At 62.2% G+C, this 19,992-nt stretch carries 12 protein-coding genes; 10 read left to right on the forward strand and 2 right to left on the reverse strand.

The genetic code is table 11. From position 1 onward, the window contains the following. Positions 1-74 precede the first annotated feature (74 nt). Positions 75-2,093 carry an NADPH-dependent 2,4-dienoyl-CoA reductase gene (locus DYST_RS00555; protein ID WP_239949236.1) on the reverse strand — a complete coding sequence of 673 codons (2,019 nt, stop codon included), beginning with the start codon at positions 2,091-2,093 and terminating at the stop codon, positions 75-77. A 169-nt stretch (positions 2,094-2,262) separates the two neighbouring features. Beyond that, entirely contained in the window at positions 2,263-2,520 is a 258-nt protein-coding gene (locus DYST_RS00560; protein ID WP_102303791.1) for an acyl-CoA-binding protein, read from the reverse strand. A gap of 114 nt (positions 2,521-2,634) precedes the next feature. On the opposite strand from DYST_RS00560, the gene cmk reads away from it, so the two are divergent. From cmk to pbpC, 10 genes are all read left to right on the forward strand, one after another. After that, positions 2,635-3,315, forward strand: coding sequence for a (d)CMP kinase (gene cmk / locus DYST_RS00565; protein WP_239949238.1), 681 nt, complete (start codon positions 2,635-2,637; stop codon positions 3,313-3,315). Positions 3,316-3,481: 166 nt separating this feature from the next. Beyond that, positions 3,482-5,155, forward strand: a complete 1,674-nt coding sequence (gene rpsA, locus DYST_RS00570) for a 30S ribosomal protein S1 (RefSeq protein ID WP_102303661.1) — start codon at positions 3,482-3,484, stop codon at positions 5,153-5,155. Between the two features lie 73 nt (positions 5,156-5,228). Further along, positions 5,229-5,516 carry an integration host factor subunit beta gene (locus DYST_RS00575; RefSeq protein WP_102303660.1) on the forward strand — a complete coding sequence of 96 codons (288 nt, stop codon included), beginning with the start codon at positions 5,229-5,231 and terminating at the stop codon, positions 5,514-5,516. A 192-nt stretch (positions 5,517-5,708) separates the two neighbouring features. Continuing rightward, positions 5,709-5,978: a DUF1049 domain-containing protein gene (locus DYST_RS00580; RefSeq protein ID WP_239949246.1), complete on the forward strand. Its 270-nt coding sequence runs from the start codon at positions 5,709-5,711 to the stop codon at positions 5,976-5,978. Further along, the gene (lapB, locus tag DYST_RS00585; RefSeq protein ID WP_102303659.1) at positions 5,975-7,150 is read left to right on the forward strand and encodes a lipopolysaccharide assembly protein LapB; all 1,176 of its coding nucleotides are present in this window, start codon (positions 5,975-5,977) and stop codon (positions 7,148-7,150) included. The genes DYST_RS00580 and lapB overlap by 4 nt, the downstream gene beginning before the upstream one ends. A gap of 7 nt (positions 7,151-7,157) precedes the next feature. Beyond that, entirely contained in the window at positions 7,158-8,243 is a 1,086-nt protein-coding gene (locus tag DYST_RS00590; RefSeq protein WP_343214846.1) for an MraY family glycosyltransferase, read from the forward strand. Continuing rightward, complete coding sequence (locus DYST_RS00595) at positions 8,177-10,072, forward strand: polysaccharide biosynthesis protein (RefSeq protein WP_102303657.1); 1,896 nt, start codon at positions 8,177-8,179, stop codon at positions 10,070-10,072. Before DYST_RS00590 ends, DYST_RS00595 begins: the two co-directional genes overlap by 67 nt. Further along, complete coding sequence (galU, locus tag DYST_RS00600) at positions 10,073-10,945, forward strand: UTP--glucose-1-phosphate uridylyltransferase GalU (RefSeq protein ID WP_102303656.1); 873 nt, start codon at positions 10,073-10,075, stop codon at positions 10,943-10,945. A 296-nt stretch (positions 10,946-11,241) separates the two neighbouring features. Next, complete coding sequence (locus DYST_RS00605; protein ID WP_239949253.1) at positions 11,242-17,277, forward strand: alpha-2-macroglobulin family protein; 6,036 nt, start codon at positions 11,242-11,244, stop codon at positions 17,275-17,277. Positions 17,278-17,593: 316 nt separating this feature from the next. Continuing rightward, on the forward strand, positions 17,594-19,987 hold the full coding sequence (gene pbpC / locus DYST_RS00610; protein ID WP_239949255.1) for a penicillin-binding protein 1C: 2,394 nt from the start codon (positions 17,594-17,596) through the stop codon (positions 19,985-19,987). The last annotated feature ends 5 nt before the right edge of the window (positions 19,988-19,992 follow it).

The raw sequence follows: 19,992 nt of genomic DNA on the forward strand, positions 1-19,992 counted from the left end.
CGCCCGGCCTAGCGCCGGGCGTTGTCGTTCGGGATCAGTGGGTTGCGTTGTGGGGTATCCCACAACGCATGCGATCAGAGGCTTGCGGCCAACCGGGTGCCCTGGTCGATGGCGCGCTTGGCGTCCAGCTCGGACGCGACGTCGGCTCCGCCAATGACGTGGACCTTGATGCCGGCCTGGGTCAGTACATCGGCGAGCGCGCGGTTCGGCTCCTGGCCAGCGCAGACGATCACATGGTCCACTGGTAGCACCTGCGGCTTGCCGTCGACCGTAATGTGCAGGCCCTCGTCATCAAGGCGCTCATAGGTGACGCCGCCGAGCATGGTGACGCGCTTGGCCTTGAGCGTGGCGCGATGTACCCAGCCCGTGGTCTTGTTGAGCCGGGCGCCGGGTCGGCCTTCGGAGCGTTGCAGTAGCCATACCTGACGCGCAGGTGCTTCCGGCACCGGGGTTGCCAGGCCGCCGCGCGAATCCAGTTGCATGTCCACACCCCATTCGCGCGTCCAGCGGGATACGTCCAGCGTGGCCGAGGGCTGGTGTTCGACTAGGAACTCGGCCACGTCGAAGCCGATGCCGCCCGCACCGATGATCGCCACGCGTTGGCCTACGGGTTTGTTGTGTGCCAGCACGTCGAGGTAGCTAAGCACGCGCGGATCGTCACTGCCGGGGAAGTGCACGCTACGGGGCGTGATGCCTGTGGCGACGACGACTTCGTCATGCCCTTCGGCTGCGAGCGCTGATACATCGGCCGCGTGGCCCAGCTTCACGGTTACGCCGGTGTCGTCGAGGCGATGGCGGAAATAGCGCAGCGTCTCGTGAAACTCTTCCTTGCCTGGAATGCGCTTGGCGTAGTTGAACTGGCCACCGATCTCGCTGGATTTATCGATCAGTGTCACGGCGTGCCCGCGTTCGGCGAGCGTGCTGGCACAGGCGAGGCCCGCCGGACCGGCGCCGACCACGGCGATTTTCTTTCGCGATGCTGCGGGCTCGATGAGCAGCTCAGTTTCATGGCAGGCGCGCGGGTTAAGCAGGCAGCTCGCGCGCTGGTTCTTGAAAACGTGGTCGAGGCACGCTTGGTTGCAGGCAATGCAGGTGTTGATGCGCTCGCTGCGCCCCGCCTTGGCCTTGTTCGCCCATTCGGGATCAGCCAGCAGCGGGCGGGCCATCGACACCATGTCCGCTTCGCCGGTGGCCAAGATTTGCTCGGCCACGTCGGGCATGTTGATACGGTTGGTGGTGATCAGTGGGATGGATACTTCGCCCTTGAGCTTCTTCGTCACCCACGCAAAACCCGCGCGCGGCACGCTGGTGACGATGGTGGGGACGCGTGCTTCGTGCCAGCCGATGCCTGTATTGATGATGCTGGCGCCGGCCGCTTCGATGGCCTTGGCAAGGGTGACGATTTCCTGCCAGTCCTGGCCGTTCTCCACCAAGTCGAGCATCGACAGGCGATAGATGATGATGAAATCGCGACCCACCGCTTCGCGCGTGCGTCGCACGATTTCTACGGGAAAACGCATGCGTTTTGCTGCGTCACCACCCCAGGCATCGCTGCGCTGATTGGTGCGAGCGGCCAGGAACTGGTTGATTAAATAGCCTTCCGAACCCATCACTTCGATGCCGTCGTAGCCGGCATCTTGAGCGAGCTTCGCGCAGCGGACGAAGTCGCGGATGGTGCGTTCCACGCCACCCGTGGAGAGTGCGCTCGGCGTGAACGGCGTGATGGGCGATTTGATCTTTGATGGCGCTACAGACAGGGGGTGATAGCCGTAACGGCCAGCGTGCAGGATCTGCATGCACAGCTTGCCGCCCTCGGCATGCACCGCCTTGGTGAGCTTGCGATGGCGCGCCACGTGCCAGGGCATGGAGAGCCGTCCGCCGAAGGGCTTCAGCCAGCCGCGGATACTGGGGGCGATACCGCCAGTAACCATCAGGCCCACGCCGCCACGGGCGCGCTCGGCGAAATAGGCGGCCAGTTTGTCGTAGTCGCTGGACTTGTCCTCCAGCCCGGTGTGCATCGAGCCCATCAGAATGCGGTTGGGCAGGGTGGTATGGCCCAGATCAAGCGGGGAGAACAGGCGGGGGAAGTTCATGGGGCCATTGACCTGGTTCAAACGATCGTATGAATGTGCCTGGGTAGAGCGTTTGAAAGCAAGAGGGCGGACGTGGGGCACGTCCCTTCACACCCCGACTTGGGCCGGAGTGGCGCGCTTGCGCTGGTTTTCGCCCTGACGCGCCAAGCCGGATGGCTGGCGGGCTGGATCAGTCCAGCAGCTCCCGCACGAGTTCGATGTAGCGCTGCATGGCTTCGTTTTCCGGGGTGCCGCGCAACTGGGCCCAGGCCTCGTGCTTGGCGGTGCCGACGAAATCGAAGAAACCCGGCTGCTCGCTGTGAACATCGCCTTCGGAACCCTGCTTGTAGAGGGCGTAGAGCTTGAGCAGGGTGTCGTTGTCCGGCCGCTGGTCAAGCCGCTGGATGTCTTCGGCGGCCTGTTCGAATTCGCGGCGCAGATCGGTCATGGTGTGGACTTGCATGGTCAGGCGGGCAGTAAAAAGGGAGTGGACATCCCGCGTTCCGTGCGAGGACCAACGCGATAGCATATGCGTTTTCCTTCGCCGCCGTCAGGAGCCTCCATGTCCTCGTCCTCTTCCGTCCCTGTACTCACCATCGACGGACCCTCGGGGTCGGGCAAGGGCACCATCAGTCGCATGGTGGCTGAGAAACTGGGCTGGCGACTGCTGGATTCGGGTGCGCTGTACCGGGCTGTGGGCTATGCGGCGGGTATGGAGGGGCTGGATCTCTCCGATGCCGAGGCGATGACTCGTTGTGCCCAGACCACCAAGATCCGCTTTCAGGCGGCCAAGGATGGCGACGACACCCATGTGCTGGTGAACGGCCATGACGCCACGGACGAATTGCGCACTGAAACAGCAGGTGCGGCGGCCTCGGCCATTGCCTCGATTCCCTCGGTGCGTCAGGCACTTGTGGACATGCAGCTGGCCTTTCGCAAGGCACCAGGCCTGGTCGCCGATGGCCGGGACATGGGGACGGTGATCTTTCCGGATGCCGCCTTCAAGGTATTCCTGACCGCCAGCGCCGCCGAACGGGCGAAAAGGCGCTATAAGCAGTTGAAGGAAAAGGGACTGAGCGTTACACTTGCCACCCTTCAGCGCGAGATCGAAGCGCGCGACGCCCGTGATGCCTCACGAACCGTCGCGCCGCTCAAGCCGGCCGTGGATGCGGTTTTTATCGACACCACCGGCATGGGCATCGAGGACGTCGTCGCGAAAGTATTCGCTGTCGTGCAGACCTGAAAGGGTTGCCGGCGGCTTTTGGCGCCCCTGTTGCGGCAGGGGATATTGGTCAACGGTGCCAAGGGAGTGATCCCAAGACACCCATAACCGGTGGGCTGACCGTCCGTGCGCCATTCATACAGGTGCGCACAAGGATCTAAGGCCTTTTCTCATTTCTGGAATCAACATGACTGAAAGTTTTGCCGAACTGTTTGAACAGAGCCAACAGGCTATCTCCAAGCTGAAGCCGGGCGCGATCGTCACCGGTATCGTTGTGGAAATCCGCAACGACGTCGTCGTGATCAACGCTGGCCTGAAGAGCGAAGGCATCGTCCCGATCGAGCAGTTCAAGGACGAGAGCGGAGAGCTGGAAGTGCAGGTAGGCGACGAGGTGAAGGTTGCCCTCGACGCCCTGGAAGACGGTTTCGGCGAGACCAAGCTCTCCCGTGAGAAGGCCAAGCGTTCCATGGTATGGGACGACCTCGAGCAGGCCTTCGACAAGGAAGAGACCATCACCGGCAAGATCTCCGGCAAGGTCAAGGGTGGTTTCACCGTCGACATCAAGGACGTCCGCGCATTCCTGCCGGGTTCGCTGGTCGACGTGCGTCCGGTCCGCGATCCGGTTTACCTGGAAGGCAAGGACCTCGAGTTCAAGATCATCAAGCTCGACCGCAAGCGCAACAACGTTGTGGTCAGCCGCCGCGCCGTCGTCGAGACCGAGTTCTCCGAGGAGCGCGAGAAGCTGCTTGAGCGCCTGACCGAAGGCGCAGTGGTCAAGGGTACCGTCAAGAACCTCACCGACTACGGCGCATTCGTGGACCTGGGCGGTATCGACGGCCTGCTGCACATCACCGACATGGCGTGGAAGCGCGTGCGTCATCCGTCCGAAGTCGTCAACGTCGGCGACGAGCTGGACGTCCGCGTGCTGAAGTACGACCGCGAGCGCAACCGCGTGTCGCTGGGTCTGAAGCAGCTGGGCGACGACCCGTGGGTCGCCATCGCTCGCCGCTACCCGGTCGGCAGCCGCCTGTTCGGCAAGGTCTCGAACGTGACCGATTACGGTTGCTTCGTTGAGATCGAGCCGGGCGTGGAAGGCCTGGTCCACGTGTCCGAGATGGACTGGACCAACAAGAACGTCAACCCGGCCAAGGTTGTGCAGGTCGGTGACGAGACCGAAGTGATGGTGCTGGACGTGGATGAAGAGCGTCGTCGCATCTCGCTGGGTATCAAGCAGACCCGCTCGAACCCGTGGGAAGCTTTTGCAGCGATGCACAAGAAGAACGACAAGGTGTCCGGTCAGATCAAGTCGATCACCGACTTCGGCATCTTCATCGGTCTGGATGGCGGCATCGACGGCCTGGTTCACCTGTCCGACATCTCCTGGCAGGCCTCGGGTGAAGACCTCGTTCGCAACTTCAAGAAGGGCGACGAGATCGAAGCGGTGGTGCTGGCCGTTGATCCGGAGCGCGAGCGTATCTCCCTCGGCATCAAGCAGATGGAGCAGGATCCGTTCGGTCAGTTCATGGCCACCAACCCGCGCGGCACCATCGTCAACGGTACCGTGAAGGAAGTGGACGCCAAGGGCGCCGTGATCGACTTGGGCGAAGGCGTCGAGGGTTACCTCCGCGCCAACGACATCGCCAAGGAGCGCATCGAAGATGCTACGCAGCATCTGAAGGTGGGCGACAAGGTCGAAGCCAAGTTCACCGGCATGGACCGTAAGGGCCGTCAGCTGCAGCTGTCGATCCGCGCCAAGGACGAAGAAGACGTTGCTGACGCGATGGCCGAGTACTCGTCCGCTTCCGGCGGCACGACCAAGCTTGGCGCACTGCTCAAAGAACAGCTCAACAAGGCTGACTAAGCAGTAGTACTGCTAGGAATGCGGGGCGGCGCTCGGCCGCCCCGCGGTTTCACGTCACGGACATTGGGGACCCATGACCAAATCCGAATTGATTGAGGCGCTGTCACGGCGTCAGACCCACCTCGCGTTTGCCGACGTGGAGCTGGCGGTCAAGAGCGTGATCGAACAGATGAGCCATGCCCTCTCTAGCGGTGAGCGCATTGAGGTTCGCGGTTTTGGCAGCTTTGCACTGCATTACCGTCCGCCGCGCATGGGCCGCAATCCCAAGACGGGCGACGCAGTGGCACTGCCGGGCAAACATGTCCCGCACTTCAAGCCGGGCAAGGAACTGCGAGAGCGTGTCAACATGAATCTGGAGTAAGACCCAGCGCAGGTTTCTGCACGGGTTTTTCCCCAGTGAGGGCAGGGCGGCCACAGGCCGATCCTGCCTTTTTTTTGGAGCAGGTTTTTGCGACGAGCTGGGCGATCCGCGAAACGGACTTGCCGCCCGATTTGTGAAGAGTGGTTCGCTCCCCGCCTGTGATGGCCCCAGGCAATCGGTTAAAGTCGCGATATGCGCCTGATCGTTACGCTGATTCTCCTGCTCTTCATCGCCGCCGGCATTGTCCTCGGCGCGTTGAATGCCGATCTGGTCGGTTACGACCTGGGCTTTGTGCAGCTTTCGTTACCCAAGGGGGCGGCTCTCTTGGCGGCACTGGTCGTCGGCTGGCTGCTGGGTGGGCTGACAGCTTGGCTTGGTGTCAGCGCCAGGCAACAGCGTTTGCGCCGCAAGGCCATGGGACAGGAAAGCGGCAAGGCCAAAACCTCTCCGGCCGGTGCATGAGCGCGCTTCTGTACGTACTCATCCTGCTGGTCCCTGCAGCATTTGCTAGTGGCTGGTGGACTGCTCGCCGGGCTGGCGTGCGACGTTCCGGTGCACAAGTCAGTGAGCTTTCGTCCGATTACTTTCGTGGCCTGAACTACCTGCTCAATGAAGAGCAGGACAAGGCTATCGAGGTATTCCTCAAGCTTGCCGAATACAACCGCGACACGGTTGAAACTCATCTGGCGCTCGGCAATCTGTTCCGTCGCCGGGGCGAGGTGGATCGTGCGATTCGCCTGCACCAGCATCTTGTGTCCCGCCCGGGGCTTTCCGATGCCATGAAGACCGTGGCTTTGTTAGAGCTGGGCGAGGACTACATGCGTGCGGGCCTGCTGGACCGCGCCGAAACACTGTTTTCTGATCTGGTGGCCATGGACGCGCACGCGCCGTCCGCCTTGCGGCATCTGATTGCCATCTATCAGCACGAGCGCGATTGGCATAAGGCCATCGAGCATGCACGCCGCTTGGAGGCGATGACCGGCGAAGACGAGGCCGGCATGATCGCCCAGTTCTATTGTGAGCTGGCGGAGCAGGCGCGACAGCACGGCGCACGCCAGGACGCGCGCGAATATCTGCGCCAGGCTTTTGCCTGCCAGCAGGATTGCGTGCGTGCCTTCATGCTGACCGGGCGACTGTACGCCGAAGAAGGCCAGCATGCGGAAGCTGCGAAAGCCTACGAGCATGCCGTCGAAGCGGACATCGCGTTCGTTCCGGAGATCCTGCCGCCACTGCTCAACAGCTACGCGCGTTCGCAGCAGATGGAGCACGCCGAGCATTTCCTGCGTGACATTCTGGAGCGCTATCACGGTATTTCGCCCGTGCTGGCGCTCATGCGCTTGTACCAGCAGCGCGACGGTGAGCGAACGGCTGTGGAGTTCCTCACGTCACAGCTTCGCCTACGCCCTTCGGTGCGAGGTCTGATGGCACTGATCGATGCCACCATGGACAGGATGGAAGGGGAGGCGCGCGAGAACTTCCTGATCCTGCGCGATCTCACCAAGAAGCTGTTGGAAGGTCAGGCCATGTACCGCTGCAGCCGCTGCGGTTTCGGCGCCAAGGCACACCACTGGCAATGCCCCAGTTGCAAGAGCTGGAGCACGATTCGCCCGATCCATGGCGTGGCCAACGAATGAGGCACGGATGAATCTGGTTTCGCTGGCGATAGGGATGGTGCTGGCTGCGTTGGTGATAGCAATGGTGGTCGTTCGGGGCGCCATCGCGTACGCGCATCGACGCGGCATGATGGATTTGCCGGGACAGCGTCGTTCCCACACTCTTCCTACCCCTCGCGGGGGTGGGATTGGCGTCGTCGTTGCCGTGCTGCTGACTGTGCCTGCATGCCTGCTCATGCTCCCGGGACGGCTGCCGTTCGCTGTGGTGGCAGCCTTGGCGATCAGTACGATTCTGGTCGCGGCGGTGGGTTGGTGGGATGACCATGCTTCATTGCCGGTTCTGCCACGGTTCGGTATCCAGTTGCTGTCGGCTGGCCTGCTTGCGGTGGCGTTGGCATCGGCCGGCATGTCCTGGTGGTGGGTGCCCGTGCTGATGCTTGCGGGTGGCTGGAGCATCAATCTGCACAACTTTATGGACGGCATCGACGGCCTGTTGGCCCAGCAGGTGATCTTTATTGGGCTGGGCCTGGCGCTTATAGCGCAGGCGGCCATTCAGCCCGCGATGGCCGTTGCTTGTGCCTGCCTTGCGGCCGCGGCGGCGGGTTTCTGGTATTTCAATCGGCCCAGGGCCCGTATTTTCATGGGGGACGTGGGCAGCGGCACTATGGGGCTGCTGATTTTTGCCTTCACGGCGCTCCTCTGGCAGGTGGACTGGCACCTGATCTGGCCGGCTCTGATCCTCAGTTCATCTTTTGTAGCGGACTCAAGCCTTACGCTTCTCAACCGTATGGTAAGTGGCCGTCGTTGGTACACTGCTCATCGGGAGCATCTGTATCAGTGGATGGTCCGCAGTGGGTTTACGCATGCCACGGGGGGGGGCGTGCTATCTGGGTTGGAACATGCTGGTGGCGGCACCGCTCGCTTTCCTTGCATGGGCTTGCCCGACGTGGGCAGTGCCGGTGTTTTTCGGCACTTACCTGATAGCGACCACCGTTTGGATTGTCATGAAGCGCCAGTGCTTGTGGCGCGTAGGGAACAAGGGTCGACATGTCGCTACGTAAATGGGTCGGTGTCATTCATCCGCGAACGGCCGTGGTACTCCACGACCTGCTGATGGCTGCGCTGGCGTGGTGGGTGGCGAAGGCCCTCCGTTACGCGATGATCGACAACGCGGCCATCAGCTTCCACGTGCTGGAGTTTCCGCTGGTTCTCCTGGTGCAGGGGGCTGTGCTGAGCTGGACGGGCCTCTACAAGGGTGTCTGGCGTTTTGCGAGCCTTCCGGATCTTTGGAACATCCTGCGCGCGGCGGTGATCGGCGCGTTGGCCATTGCGGCGGTGCTGATCCTCTACAACCGCCTGGACGACGTGCCTCGTTCGGTGTTGTTGCTGTATCCCGTCGTGCTGTCGGTTCTTCTAGGTACGCCCCGCCTTGCCTATCGCTTCTGGAAGGACAGCCGGGTCGACCTGTTTCAGGCCAAGCCGCCTCAGCGTGTGCTGATCGTCGGTGCTGATCGCGCCGGCGAAGCCCTGTCGCGTGACCTGCATCGCGATCACGGCTTCACGGTGGTCGGCTTTGTCGACGACAAGGAAAGCCTGCGTGGCGCCAGCATCAACGGTAAGCCAGTGCTTGGCCGCATCGACCAGATTCCGGAGCTTGCTCGCGAAGTCGCCGTGCAGATGCTGCTTATCGCCATGCCGGGTGCCTCTACGCAGGAAATGCGTCGCGTGGTTGAGCTGTGCGACCTCAGTGGATTGCCATACCGCACTGTCCCCAAGCTGGAGGACGTGGTCTCGGGGCGGGCGCATTTCAACGAGATCAAGGAGGTCGCCATCGAAGACCTGCTTGGTCGCGATACCGTGGAGCTCGACTGGACGGCCATTCGCGTAACGCTGACCGGGCGACGCGTGCTGGTGACCGGTGGTGGCGGCTCCATTGGTTCCGAACTCTGCCGGCAGGTGGCGCGCCTGGGTGCGCAATCGCTGTGCGTGGTCGACAACTGCGAATTCAATCTTTATCGGATTTCTCAGGAGCTGCGCGCCGAGTATCCGGAGCTGATCTACGAAGGCGTGCTGGCCGATTGCGGTGACTCCGCTGCCATGCGCAAACTGTTCTCCGAATACAAGCCGCAGGTGGTGTTCCATGCCGCGGCGTACAAGCACGTGCCCATGCTTCAGGGCCAGCTGCGCGCAGCGTTCCGCAACAACGTGCTGGCAACGCGCAACGTGGCCGACCTGGCGGACCGTCATCACGTCGAATGCTTCGTGCTGATCTCGACGGACAAGGCAGTCAACCCCACGAGTGTGATGGGTGCCTGCAAGCGGTTGGCTGAAATCTGGTGCCAGAACCTCAACGAGCACTCCAATACCCACTTCATCACCGTGCGTTTCGGCAATGTGCTCGATTCCGCGGGTTCGGTCGTGCCGCTGTTCCGCGAGCAGATCCGCAATGGCGGCCCGGTGACCATCACGCACCCGGAAATCTCCCGCTACTTCATGACCATTCCGGAGGCCTGCCAGCTCATTCTGCAGGCAGCCAGCATCGGTAAGGGTGGTGAGATCTTCGCGCTGGACATGGGTGAGCCAATCAAGATCCGTGACCTTGCCGAGCAGATGATCCGCCTCGCCGGCCGCAAGCCCGGCACGGAAATTCCTATCGTCTACACCGGACTGCGCTCCGGTGAGAAGTTGTTTGAGGAGTTGTTCCATCCTCTGGAAAACTATATCGAGACGACGCACGCCAAAATCTTCCTGGCGCAATACCGTCAGGTGAAGTGGGATCTGCTCAATGCTCAGATGGCCAGGGCGGCAGATGCCGTTGTGGTCTATGACGAGGAAACGCTGCGCCAGTGCGTCTCCAACCTGCTGCCGTCGTTCCGTTGGAGCGACTCGGGGCAGGCGGACAACGTGGTGGCGCTACGTCGTAATGAATCAGGAGAAAAGTAAGTGAGCAAGCCGTTGCGCAAGGTGGTGTTCCCCGTGGCGGGCCTCGGCACGCGTTTCCTCCCCGCGACCAAGGTCGTGGCCAAGGAAATGCTGCCGGTATTGGATCGTCCGCTGATTCAATATGCTGTGGACGAAGCGGTGGACGCTGGTGCAGACACGCTTATCTTCGTCACTAATCGCTATAAGCACGCCATTGCCGATTATTTCGACAAGTCTTATGAGCTGGAAGCCAAGCTTCAGGAAAAAGGCAAAGACGAGCTGCTTGCACTCGTGCAGGGCACGCTGCCCAAGCATGTGCGCGCCATTTTCGTCACTCAGCCTGAAGCCCTCGGCCTGGGCCATGCGGTGCTGTGCGCCAAGCCGGTGGTGGGCGACGAGCCGTTTGGCGTCGTTCTCCCTGATGACCTGATCTGGAACAAGGGCAAGGGTGCGCTTCGTCAGATGGCGGAGCTGGCGCAAACCCAGGGTGCTGGCGTTATTGCTGTGGAAGAAGTGCCGCCCAGCGATACCGACAAGTACGGCATCGTCGATGCCACGCCCATTGACGAACGCAGCGCGCAGATCCGCCACATGGTGGAGAAGCCCAAGCCGGCCGATGCGCCGTCGAACCTCGCAGTGGTTGGGCGCTATGTCCTGCCGGGTCGCATTTTTGAATTGCTCGAGCAGACAACGCCGGGTGCCGGCGGTGAGATCCAGCTGACCGACGCGATTGAGGCGTTGCTCAAAGAACAGGGCAAGGTGCTGGCCTACCGTTTCGAAGGCACCCGCTTCGATTGCGGCAACAAGGCTGGCCTGGTGCGTGCCACCATGCACATGGCCTTGCAGGATCCAAAGCTTGCGCCGGTCGTGCGCGAGATCATCGCGACGCTCTGAGTCGTCTCTGAGTCACCGGCCTTAATAGGCCGGTGACTGGACGGTACCTGGGTTGAGTCTCTACGCAATGTAGGGGATTGCCTTCAGCCTGAGTCGTCGTTTTCTCATGCGTCTCTGACGCAACCATGCCAGAATCTCTCCCGCGCTTCGCCATCTTTGGCGAGCAAGCTACCTGTGGGATAAGCCCCTGACGTCTGTTCCGCCTCGCAAGAGGCGGGCATTTTGGCGCATCCGGCTTCGCCCCAAGGCCGGCTTGGCCGTTGTCGTGTTCATTGGATGAAAACCGGGAAAGCATCATGGATCTGCTGCGATTTCTGCTCTCGTTGCCCTTGCGCCTGTTGCGCGGGCTCCTCGCTGGCATAAGCCTGATATTGCGCCCGCTCTTGGGGCAGGTCAGTTGGTCGGCGCCCGCGTGGCTGCCGGCCACCGGGGGCTGGGTCCGACATCGCCCGATGCAGGCGGCCGGCATGTTGCTGGCTGTGCTGGTTGTGGCCTGCGGAGGCTGGTTCGGTTGGCAGTGGTACAAGAATCGGCCCCAGCCGGTGGAGCCTTCCCGGATCACCTTGAGCGCGTCCGCGCCGTCTATTACGGACTACACGCGGCAGCCCATCGTCATCAATCCGTTGATGGTGACATTCTCCGGCTCTGCGGCTCCCATCGAGCAGGTCGGCAAACCGGTAACGACCGGTATCACCATGCAGCCCGTCATGAAGGGGCAGTGGAGCTGGGTCGACGATCGCACGCTGAAGTTCGTGCCCGCGGAAGACTGGCCGGTGGGCAAGCACTACGAAGTGCGCTTCGACGTCGCCAAGGCGTTTGCCCATCATGTGCTGATGGGGGATGACCACTTCGCGTTCGATACCCCGGCGTTCGAAGCGAAGGTGGAGAACGGCGAGTTCTATCAGGACCCGCAGGACGCTACCGCCAAGAAAACCATCCTGCCGGTGGCATTCAATTATCCGGTCGATACCGCGGAGTTCGAGAAGCGCATCGAAGTGGGCTTGAAGCAGCGCGTCGGCAGCGATGCAGCGCTCAAGTACACGGTCACCTACGACCAGTACAAATTGCACGCATGGATCCACTCGCAGCCGCTTTCCCTGCCGCGCGATGAAAGCTCGGTGTCCTACACCATCGCCAAGGGCATCCGCAGTGGGCGTGGTGGCGACGGTACCAGCGAGGCGGTCACGGCACAGGTGCGCGTGCCCGGCCTCTACAGCCTCGCTATCAATAGCATTGAGCCCACCCTGGTCGACAACGAGAAGTACGAGCCCGAACAGGTGTTGATGGTCAACGTCGGCGGCACGGTGCGCGACAGCGAACTGGGCGGCCTGGTCAAGGCATGGGTGTTGCCTGCGCATAAGGCGGGAGAAGATCAGGCCGACGATGCACCGCCCTACGATTGGGCGGCCTCCGAAGTCGGTGAGGCGCAGTTGCGCCAGAGCCAGCCGCTGAAGCTGGAGTTGGTGCCGACCGAGAACGATTACGAAGCCGTGCAGAGCTTCAAGTTCCATGCGGCGCCGGGCCAGCGCGTTTACGTGCGCGTGGACAAGGGGCTGAAATCCTTCGGTGGCTACATCCTGGGTAAGGCCTACACCACCGTCGTCACCGTACCCAACTATCCCAAACTGCTGCGATTCATGGCAGACGGTTCGCTGCTCTCCATGTCGGGTAGCAAGCGCATCTCGGTGGTGTCGCGCAATCTGCCTGGCATGCATGTCGAGATCGGCCGCGTGCTGCCGGATCAGCTGCAGCATCTGGTGAGCTTCAACCAGGGCACGTATGCGCACCCAGAGTTGAGCTACGACTTCAATGAAGACCACATCGTGGAGCGTTTCGAGCAGAAACGCAGCTTCCCCAAGGATGATCCGTCCAAGGCTCATTATGAGGGCATTGACCTTGGTCAGTATCTGAAAGAAGGCAAGCGCGGCGTTTTCCTGCTGCATCTGTCCAGCTACGACGCTGCGGCCGAGAAAAAGAAAGAAGACGCCAAGAAAGCCAACGAGAACGAACCGCAGGCAGCACCCACGAACGACAACTCGGGCGATGAGTCTGAAGAGTCTGGCGACGACCAGAGCGAGATGGCCGACAGCGGCGACAGTGGCGATACGTCCAGTCCCTCCGATACGCGCCTGATCGTCGTGACCGACTTGGGCATGCTGGTGAAGCGCTCGCTGGACGGCAGCCAGGATGTGTTCGTGCAATCCATCCACACCGGGCAACCGGTGGGCGGTGCGACGGTATCCGTGCTGGCGGTGAACGGGCAGACGCTGTTCAGCGACACCACTTCGGCGGACGGCGTGGTGCATTTCCCCACCCTGAAGGGCCTGGATCGCGAGAAGCAGCCCACGCTCTATGTGGTGAAGAAGGGCGATGACCTGTCGTTCCTGCCTATCGGTGGTTCGACCAGTTATGAGCGCAAGCTCGACTTCTCGCGCTTTGACGTGGGCGGCGAGCGCAATGCCCAGAACGAAGGCCAGCTTTCGTCGTACCTGTTCTCTGATCGCGGTATCTATCGTCCAGGCGACACCTTCCACATTGGCCTGATCGTGCGCGCAGCGAGTTGGACGCGTAGCGTGGTCGGCGTGCCGCTGCAGGCTGAAATCGTCGACCCGCGTGGCATGACGGTGAAGCAGTTGCCGATGTCGATGGATGCCTCTGGCTTCGGCGAGCTCGAGTATGCGCCAGCCGAAACGGCACCGACGGGCACGTGGACCGTGAACCTTTACATCGTGAAAGATGGCAAGGCCGGCGCGCAGATCGGTAGCACTACCGTGCAGGTCAAGGAATTCCTGCCCGATCGCATGAAGGTCGAAGCCAAGCTGGCGGGCCAAGTGACTGAGGGCTGGGTCAAGCCCGACCAGATCAAGGGCATCGTCGATGTAATGAACCTGTTCGGCACGCCTGCAGCGGATCGCCGCGTCGAGGCATCGCTGACCTTGCGTCCGGCATGGCCGGCGTTCCGTAGCTGGCCCGACTACCACTTCTACGATGTGCGTCGTGCGAAGGAGGGTTACGAGGACAAGCTGCAGGACGGCAAGACCGACGACAAGGGACACGCCGAGTTCGATCTCGACCTGAAGAAGTACGCCGATGCCACGTATCAGCTGTATTTCCTGGCGAAGGCCTATGAACCGGAAGGTGGTCGCAGCGTGGCTGCCGCCGCGCAAACGCTGGTATCCAGCAACGACTGGTTGGTGGGCTACAAGTCGGTCGACAACCTCGACTACATCAATCGCGACGCGACGCGTAGCGTGCATCTCGTTGCCATTGATCACACGGCCAAGTCGATCGCGCTGAAGGAGCTCAAGGCGCGCCTGATCGAGCGTCGCTACCTGTCGGTGCTCACCAAGCAGGACTCGGGTGTCTACAAGTACCAGTCCAAGCTCAAGGAAGTGACGATCAACGAGCAGGCGCTGGCCATTCCTGCCAACGGTATGGACTACGCTCTGCCGACCGACAAGCCGGGCAACTATGCGCTGGTGATCGTGCGCAGCAGCGATGGCGTGGAAGTGAATCGCGTGGAGTACTCGGTGGCTGGCGCCGCCAATGTCTCCCGTTCGCTGGATCGCAACGCGGAACTGCAGCTCAACCTGAGCAAGCCGGATTACGCGCCGGGCGAGTCGGTGGACATCGCTATCCGCGCCCCTTACGCCGGTAGCGGCCTGATCACCATCGAGCGTGACAAGGTCTACGCGCATGCGTGGTTCCATGCCGATACCAGCAGCTCCGTGCAGCACATCACCGTGCCTGCGGATTTCGAGGGCAACGGCTACATCAACGTGCAGTACATTCGCGATCCGTCGTCGGATGAGATCTTCATGAGTCCGCTGAGCTATGGCATCGTGCCGTTCTCGGTGAACCTGGACGCGCGCCGCAACGCCATCAAGGTGGAGTCGCCGGCGGTGGTGAAGCCGGGTGAGACGGTGACCTTCAAACTCACCGCGCCGCAGCCCACCCGTGCCGTGGTGTTCGCCGTGGACGAGGGCATTCTGCAGGTGGCGCGCTACAAGCTGGGTGATCCGCTGAAGTTCTTCTTCCGCAAGCGCATGCTGGAAGTGGGCACGTCGCAGATCCTCGACCTGATCCTGCCCGACTTCGAGAAGTTGATGGCGATGGCGGCACCGGGCGGTGATGCCGATGCGGCCATCGGCCGGCAGCTCAACCCATTCAAGCGCAAGCGCGACAAGCCGGTGGCGTACTGGTCGGGCATCGTCGATATCAACGGCGAGAAGGACTTCACCTATCAGGTGCCGGACTACTTCAACGGCAAGCTCCGCGTGATGGCGGTGGCCGTGTCCTCCGACCGTGTCGGCACGTATGAAGGCAGCACGACGGTGCGTGGTGATTTCGTACTCTCGCCAAATGTGCCGACGACGTTGGCACCGGGTGACGAAGTCGACGTCAGCGTGGGTGTAGCCAATAACCTGACCGGGCTGGGTGGTAAGCAGGTGCCGGTAGCAGTGACGCTGAAGACCGGCCCGCAATTGCAGATCGTCGGCACGCCAACGCAGAGCTTGAACCTCGGCGAGATGCGCGAAGGCGTCGTGACGTTCCGCGTCAAGGCGACCGACAAGCTTGGCTCCGGCAACCTTAGCTTCACGGCAGGCTATGGCGACAAGTCGGCGCGCCAGAGCGTGGATGTGTCCGTGCGTCCGGCTTCGGCTTATCGCACCCAGGTGGACGTGGGTCGCGTGGACGCTGGTAGCAAGCAGGACCAGCCAGACCTGCGACGCATGTATAGCGAGTACGCCTCGCGTGACTCGGCCATGTCCAACATCCCGGTTGTGCTGTCGAGCGGCCTCACCACCTATCTGGTGAACTTCCAGCATTACTGCAGCGAGCAGATCGTCAGCGCGGCCATGCCGCGGCTGGTGTTGTCGAAGTGGCCGCAGGTTAAGGTCTTTGCCGATGCTTTGCAGCCGGTGATGAATGGCGGCAAGAAGCTCAGCAACGAAGAGGCGCTATCGCAGTTCCTCGACGTGCTGCATTCGCGCCAGAATGGGCAGGGTGGTTTCGGTCTGTGGTCCGCCACACCGGATGCCAATCCGTTCGTGTCTACCTATGCCATGCACTTCATGCTGGAGGCACGCGACCGTGGCGTTGAGATTCCGCGCGACATGTTCGATGCCGGCAATAAGTACCTCAAGCAGCTGGCGAGTGACGATAGCCTCGACGGGCTCGATCTGGTGCGTCAGCGCGCTTATGCGGTGTACCTGCTGACCCGCCAGGGCAACGTCACCACCAATGACCTAGCTGCCGTACAGAAGCGCTTGCAGGATGCCTATCCCGACCAGTGGAAGAACGATCTGGCCGCAGCATGGCTGGCCGCGTCGTACCAGTTGCTGAAGCAGGACAAGCAGGCTGCGCAGCTCATCGCCGGCCCGCAGAAGCTGCTCGAGCGCAGCAAGGCCGACAAGGACTACAGCTACGGTTACTACTACGACTCGCTGACGCGTGATGCCACCACGTTGTACCTGCTCAGCAAGCATTTCCCGGATCGGGCCAAGGCACTGTCGCCGCGTGTGATGGAGAACATCACCGAGCCGCTGCAGTACGGCTGGTACAACACCTTGTCGTCGTCGATGGTCTTGCTGGCGCTGGATACCTACGCACAGGAAAACAACGTACAGCTCGACAAGTTGCGCATCGACCAGGTGATGGCGGACGGTTCGGTCAAGGCGATAGCCGCGCCGCAGGGTAACCTGCTGCAAGCCGGTAGCTGGAATGCGGACGCTAAGCGTCTGCGCTTCACCAACGACAGCACCTTGCCGGCGTGGCGCGTGGTAAGCCAGGGCGGCTATGACCGTGACCAGCCGGCCAAGGCCATCAAGGACGGCTTGGAAGTCACCCGCGACTACACCGACACCAACGGCAAGCCTATCGACAAGGTGACCATTGGTCAGGAAATCGACGTCCATCTGAAGATCCGCAGCACCGACGGCAGCGACTATGACGACATCGCCATCGTTGATCTGTTGCCTGGCGGCTTTGAGCCGGTAATCCAGCCGCCGCCGGCTGTTACGGACCAGCAGCCGGATGGCAGCGACGCAAGCGATGGCGGTGGCGACAGCGATGTGAAGGCCAGTGAATGGCGCTCACCCATCGGCGTGGGCAAGTCCACCTGGGCGCTCGAGTACGCCGACATCCGCGAGGATCGCGTGGTGCTCTACGGCTCGGCGACGTCCGATGTCGGTGAGTTCGTGTATCGCATCAAGGCCACCAATGCCGGCAAGTTCATCGTGCCGCCGGCCTATGGCGAGGCGCTGTACGATCGCCGCGTGCAGGCGAGGACGGCGGGCGGCAAGACCTTGGAGGTTGTCCGTCAGCCCTGATGGGTAAGAGCCTGTTCAATGCCTCCCCGTAGCCCGCGTTGTTCACCCCAGGCGCCCAGCGAGTGGGCTGCAGCGCAGCGCCTGACTGGTGGTCAGGTCAAGCTGCGGACCGCCCGCTGGGCGCCTGGGGTGAACAACCTTCGGGCCGGGTCTGTTTGCCCACAGGCCAGCGTCATCACTCAGTCGTGTACGGACGTACACTCCTTCGTTCTTCCTTGTCCTGCGTGCAAACAGCTCCCGGCGCGGGCCACGGGGAGGCATTGAACAGGCTCCAGGGCGCGCCCGCCACGGTGGGCGCGCCTGCGGACACTCACGCATGATCACGTCGTCGCTCATTGTCCGTTGCTGGCGTGCCTTGGTTCGCTGGGTCGTCCGTTGGCAGAACTGGCTGGTGGGCGCGGCCTTGCTCGGCGCGCTGCTGGTGGGTTGCCGGGTATGGCCACATCGCCCGTTGAATGCGTGGCTGCCGTCGTCGACGGCGGTTTACGACACGCGCGGCCGGTTGCTGCGCCTGACGCTGGCGAGTGACCAGCGCTACCGATTGTGGGTGCCACTCAAGGATGTGTCTCCCGCCTTGGTCGACGGCGTACTGCTACACGAGGATCGCTGGTACCGCTGGCACCCTGGCTTCAACCCTTATGGTTTGTTGCGCGGCGCCTGGGTGACGTACGTCAGCCACGGCAACCGGCAGGGTGGCTCAACCATCACCATGCAGCTTGCGCGATTGCTGTGGCGGCTCAATACGCGCACACCGACAGGCAAGCTGCTTCAGGTGGCACGGGCCATACAGCTGGAACTGTTCTACTCCAAAGACCAGATCCTCGAGGCTTATCTCAACTACGCACCCTATGGGCGCAACGTGGAAGGCGTGGGTGCAGCGAGCCTGGCGTACTTCGACAAGCCCGCCGACACACTCAGCCTGCCGGAGGCGTTGACCCTGGCGGTGATTCCCCAGGATCCCAGCCGTCGCCTGCAAGCAGGCGCGGACGCACCTGACCTAATCAGCCACCGACTCAGCAGTTCGCGCAACCGGCTCTACGCTCGCTGGAAAGCATTGCACCCGAAGGACGCAGGCCTGCAGCCGCTGTTCGCCTTGCCGCTGCGTCTTCGCCCCTTGTCGCAGTTGCCGTTCGAAGCACCGCACGCGGTAGACCAAGTGCTTGCCGCGCGCCGCGTGATGTCCAGCGATACGGACAGCCGTGTCACGACCACACTGGACGTGGATCTTCAGCACGTGCTGGAGCGTCAGGTGGATCGCTACGTAGAGCGCAACAACGGGCGTGGCATACGCAACGTGGCTGCGGTGCTGGTGGATACGCGCGACATGGGCATCAAGGCGCTGGTGGGCTCCGCCGATTACACCAATGCTGATATCCAGGGGCAGGTGAACGGCACGCTGGCCAAGCGCTCGCCCGGTTCGACGCTCAAACCTTTCATTTACGGGCTTGGATTCGACCAGGGTGTACTGCATCCGCAGACCGTCCTGCGCGACGTGCCGACCGCGTTCGGCCCGTATGCGCCGGAGAATTTCGACGGACACTTTCTTGGACCCGTGACGGCGACGGAGGCGCTGGTGCGCAGTCGCAACATCCCTGCGGTGTGGGTGGCGTCGCAGCTGCAGCAGCCGAGTTTCTACCAGTTCCTGCGCGACGCCGGCATCAGCCGCATGGCGAGCGAAAAGCACTACGGCCTGGCCCTGGTGCTGGGCGGTGGCGAGGTCACCATGCAGGAGCTGGCTGACCTTTACGCGATGCTGGCCAATCGCGGCGAACTCAAGCCGTTGCGTCTGCTTGCCGCGGATCCACAAAGCGCCGGCACGCGCCTGTTGAGCGACGAAGCCAGCTTCATGGTCATGGACATGTTGCGGCAAAACCCGCGACCGGATGAGACCACGGGCGCGCAACCGGATCGCTTCCCGGTGTACTGGAAGACCGGTACGTCATGGGGTTTTCGCGATGCGTGGACGGCCGGCAGTTTCGGGCCCTACGTGCTGGTGGTGTGGGTCGGTAATTTCGATGGCAGCAGCAATCCAGCCTTCGTTGGCGTGGAGGCGGCCGCACCGTTGTTCTTCCAGATGGTTGATGCCTTGAGGGCGGCACAGCCACGGATGACCGAACCGGTGCGGCACATGCCTGCGCACCTCAAGCGCGTGGAGATCTGCCTCGCCAGCGGCGACTTGCCCAACCAATGGTGTCCGCAGCGCGGCATGACCTGGTTCATCCCGGGCAAGTCGCCCATTCGCGTGAGCCAGGTGCATCGCCCGATCGTCATCGACGACGACACCGGCAAGCCGGCCTGTCCGCCTTACGCGGGCAAGCGCACGCACGTGGAGGTTTATGAATTCTGGCCTTCGGAGCTGCAGCGCGTCTTCGTGCAGGCCGGTATTCCGCGTCGCACGCCGCCACGCAACGATGCCTGCGTACTCAGCGGCGTCGATGGTGAGCCACCGGCCATCACCTCGCCGCTGCGTGGCAGCATTTATGCCTTGCGGCTGAAGTCGGCGGGTGACGATCGCATCGCCTTTAGCGCGAACGCGGACGCCTCCGTCCATGAGATGTATTGGTTCGTCAACGATGCCTATGTCGGACGCAGTGCGCCCGGTGAATCAATGTTCTGGCAGCCAGGCACCGCAGGCAACTATGAAGTGCGGGTGGTGGACGACCGCGGTCGCAGCGACATGCGCCCGCTGGGTGTGAATATCGTCGACTGAGCACC

The organism is Dyella terrae, from assembly GCF_022394535.1.
In the GTDB taxonomy this organism is placed as follows: Bacteria; Pseudomonadota; Gammaproteobacteria; order Xanthomonadales; family Rhodanobacteraceae; genus Dyella.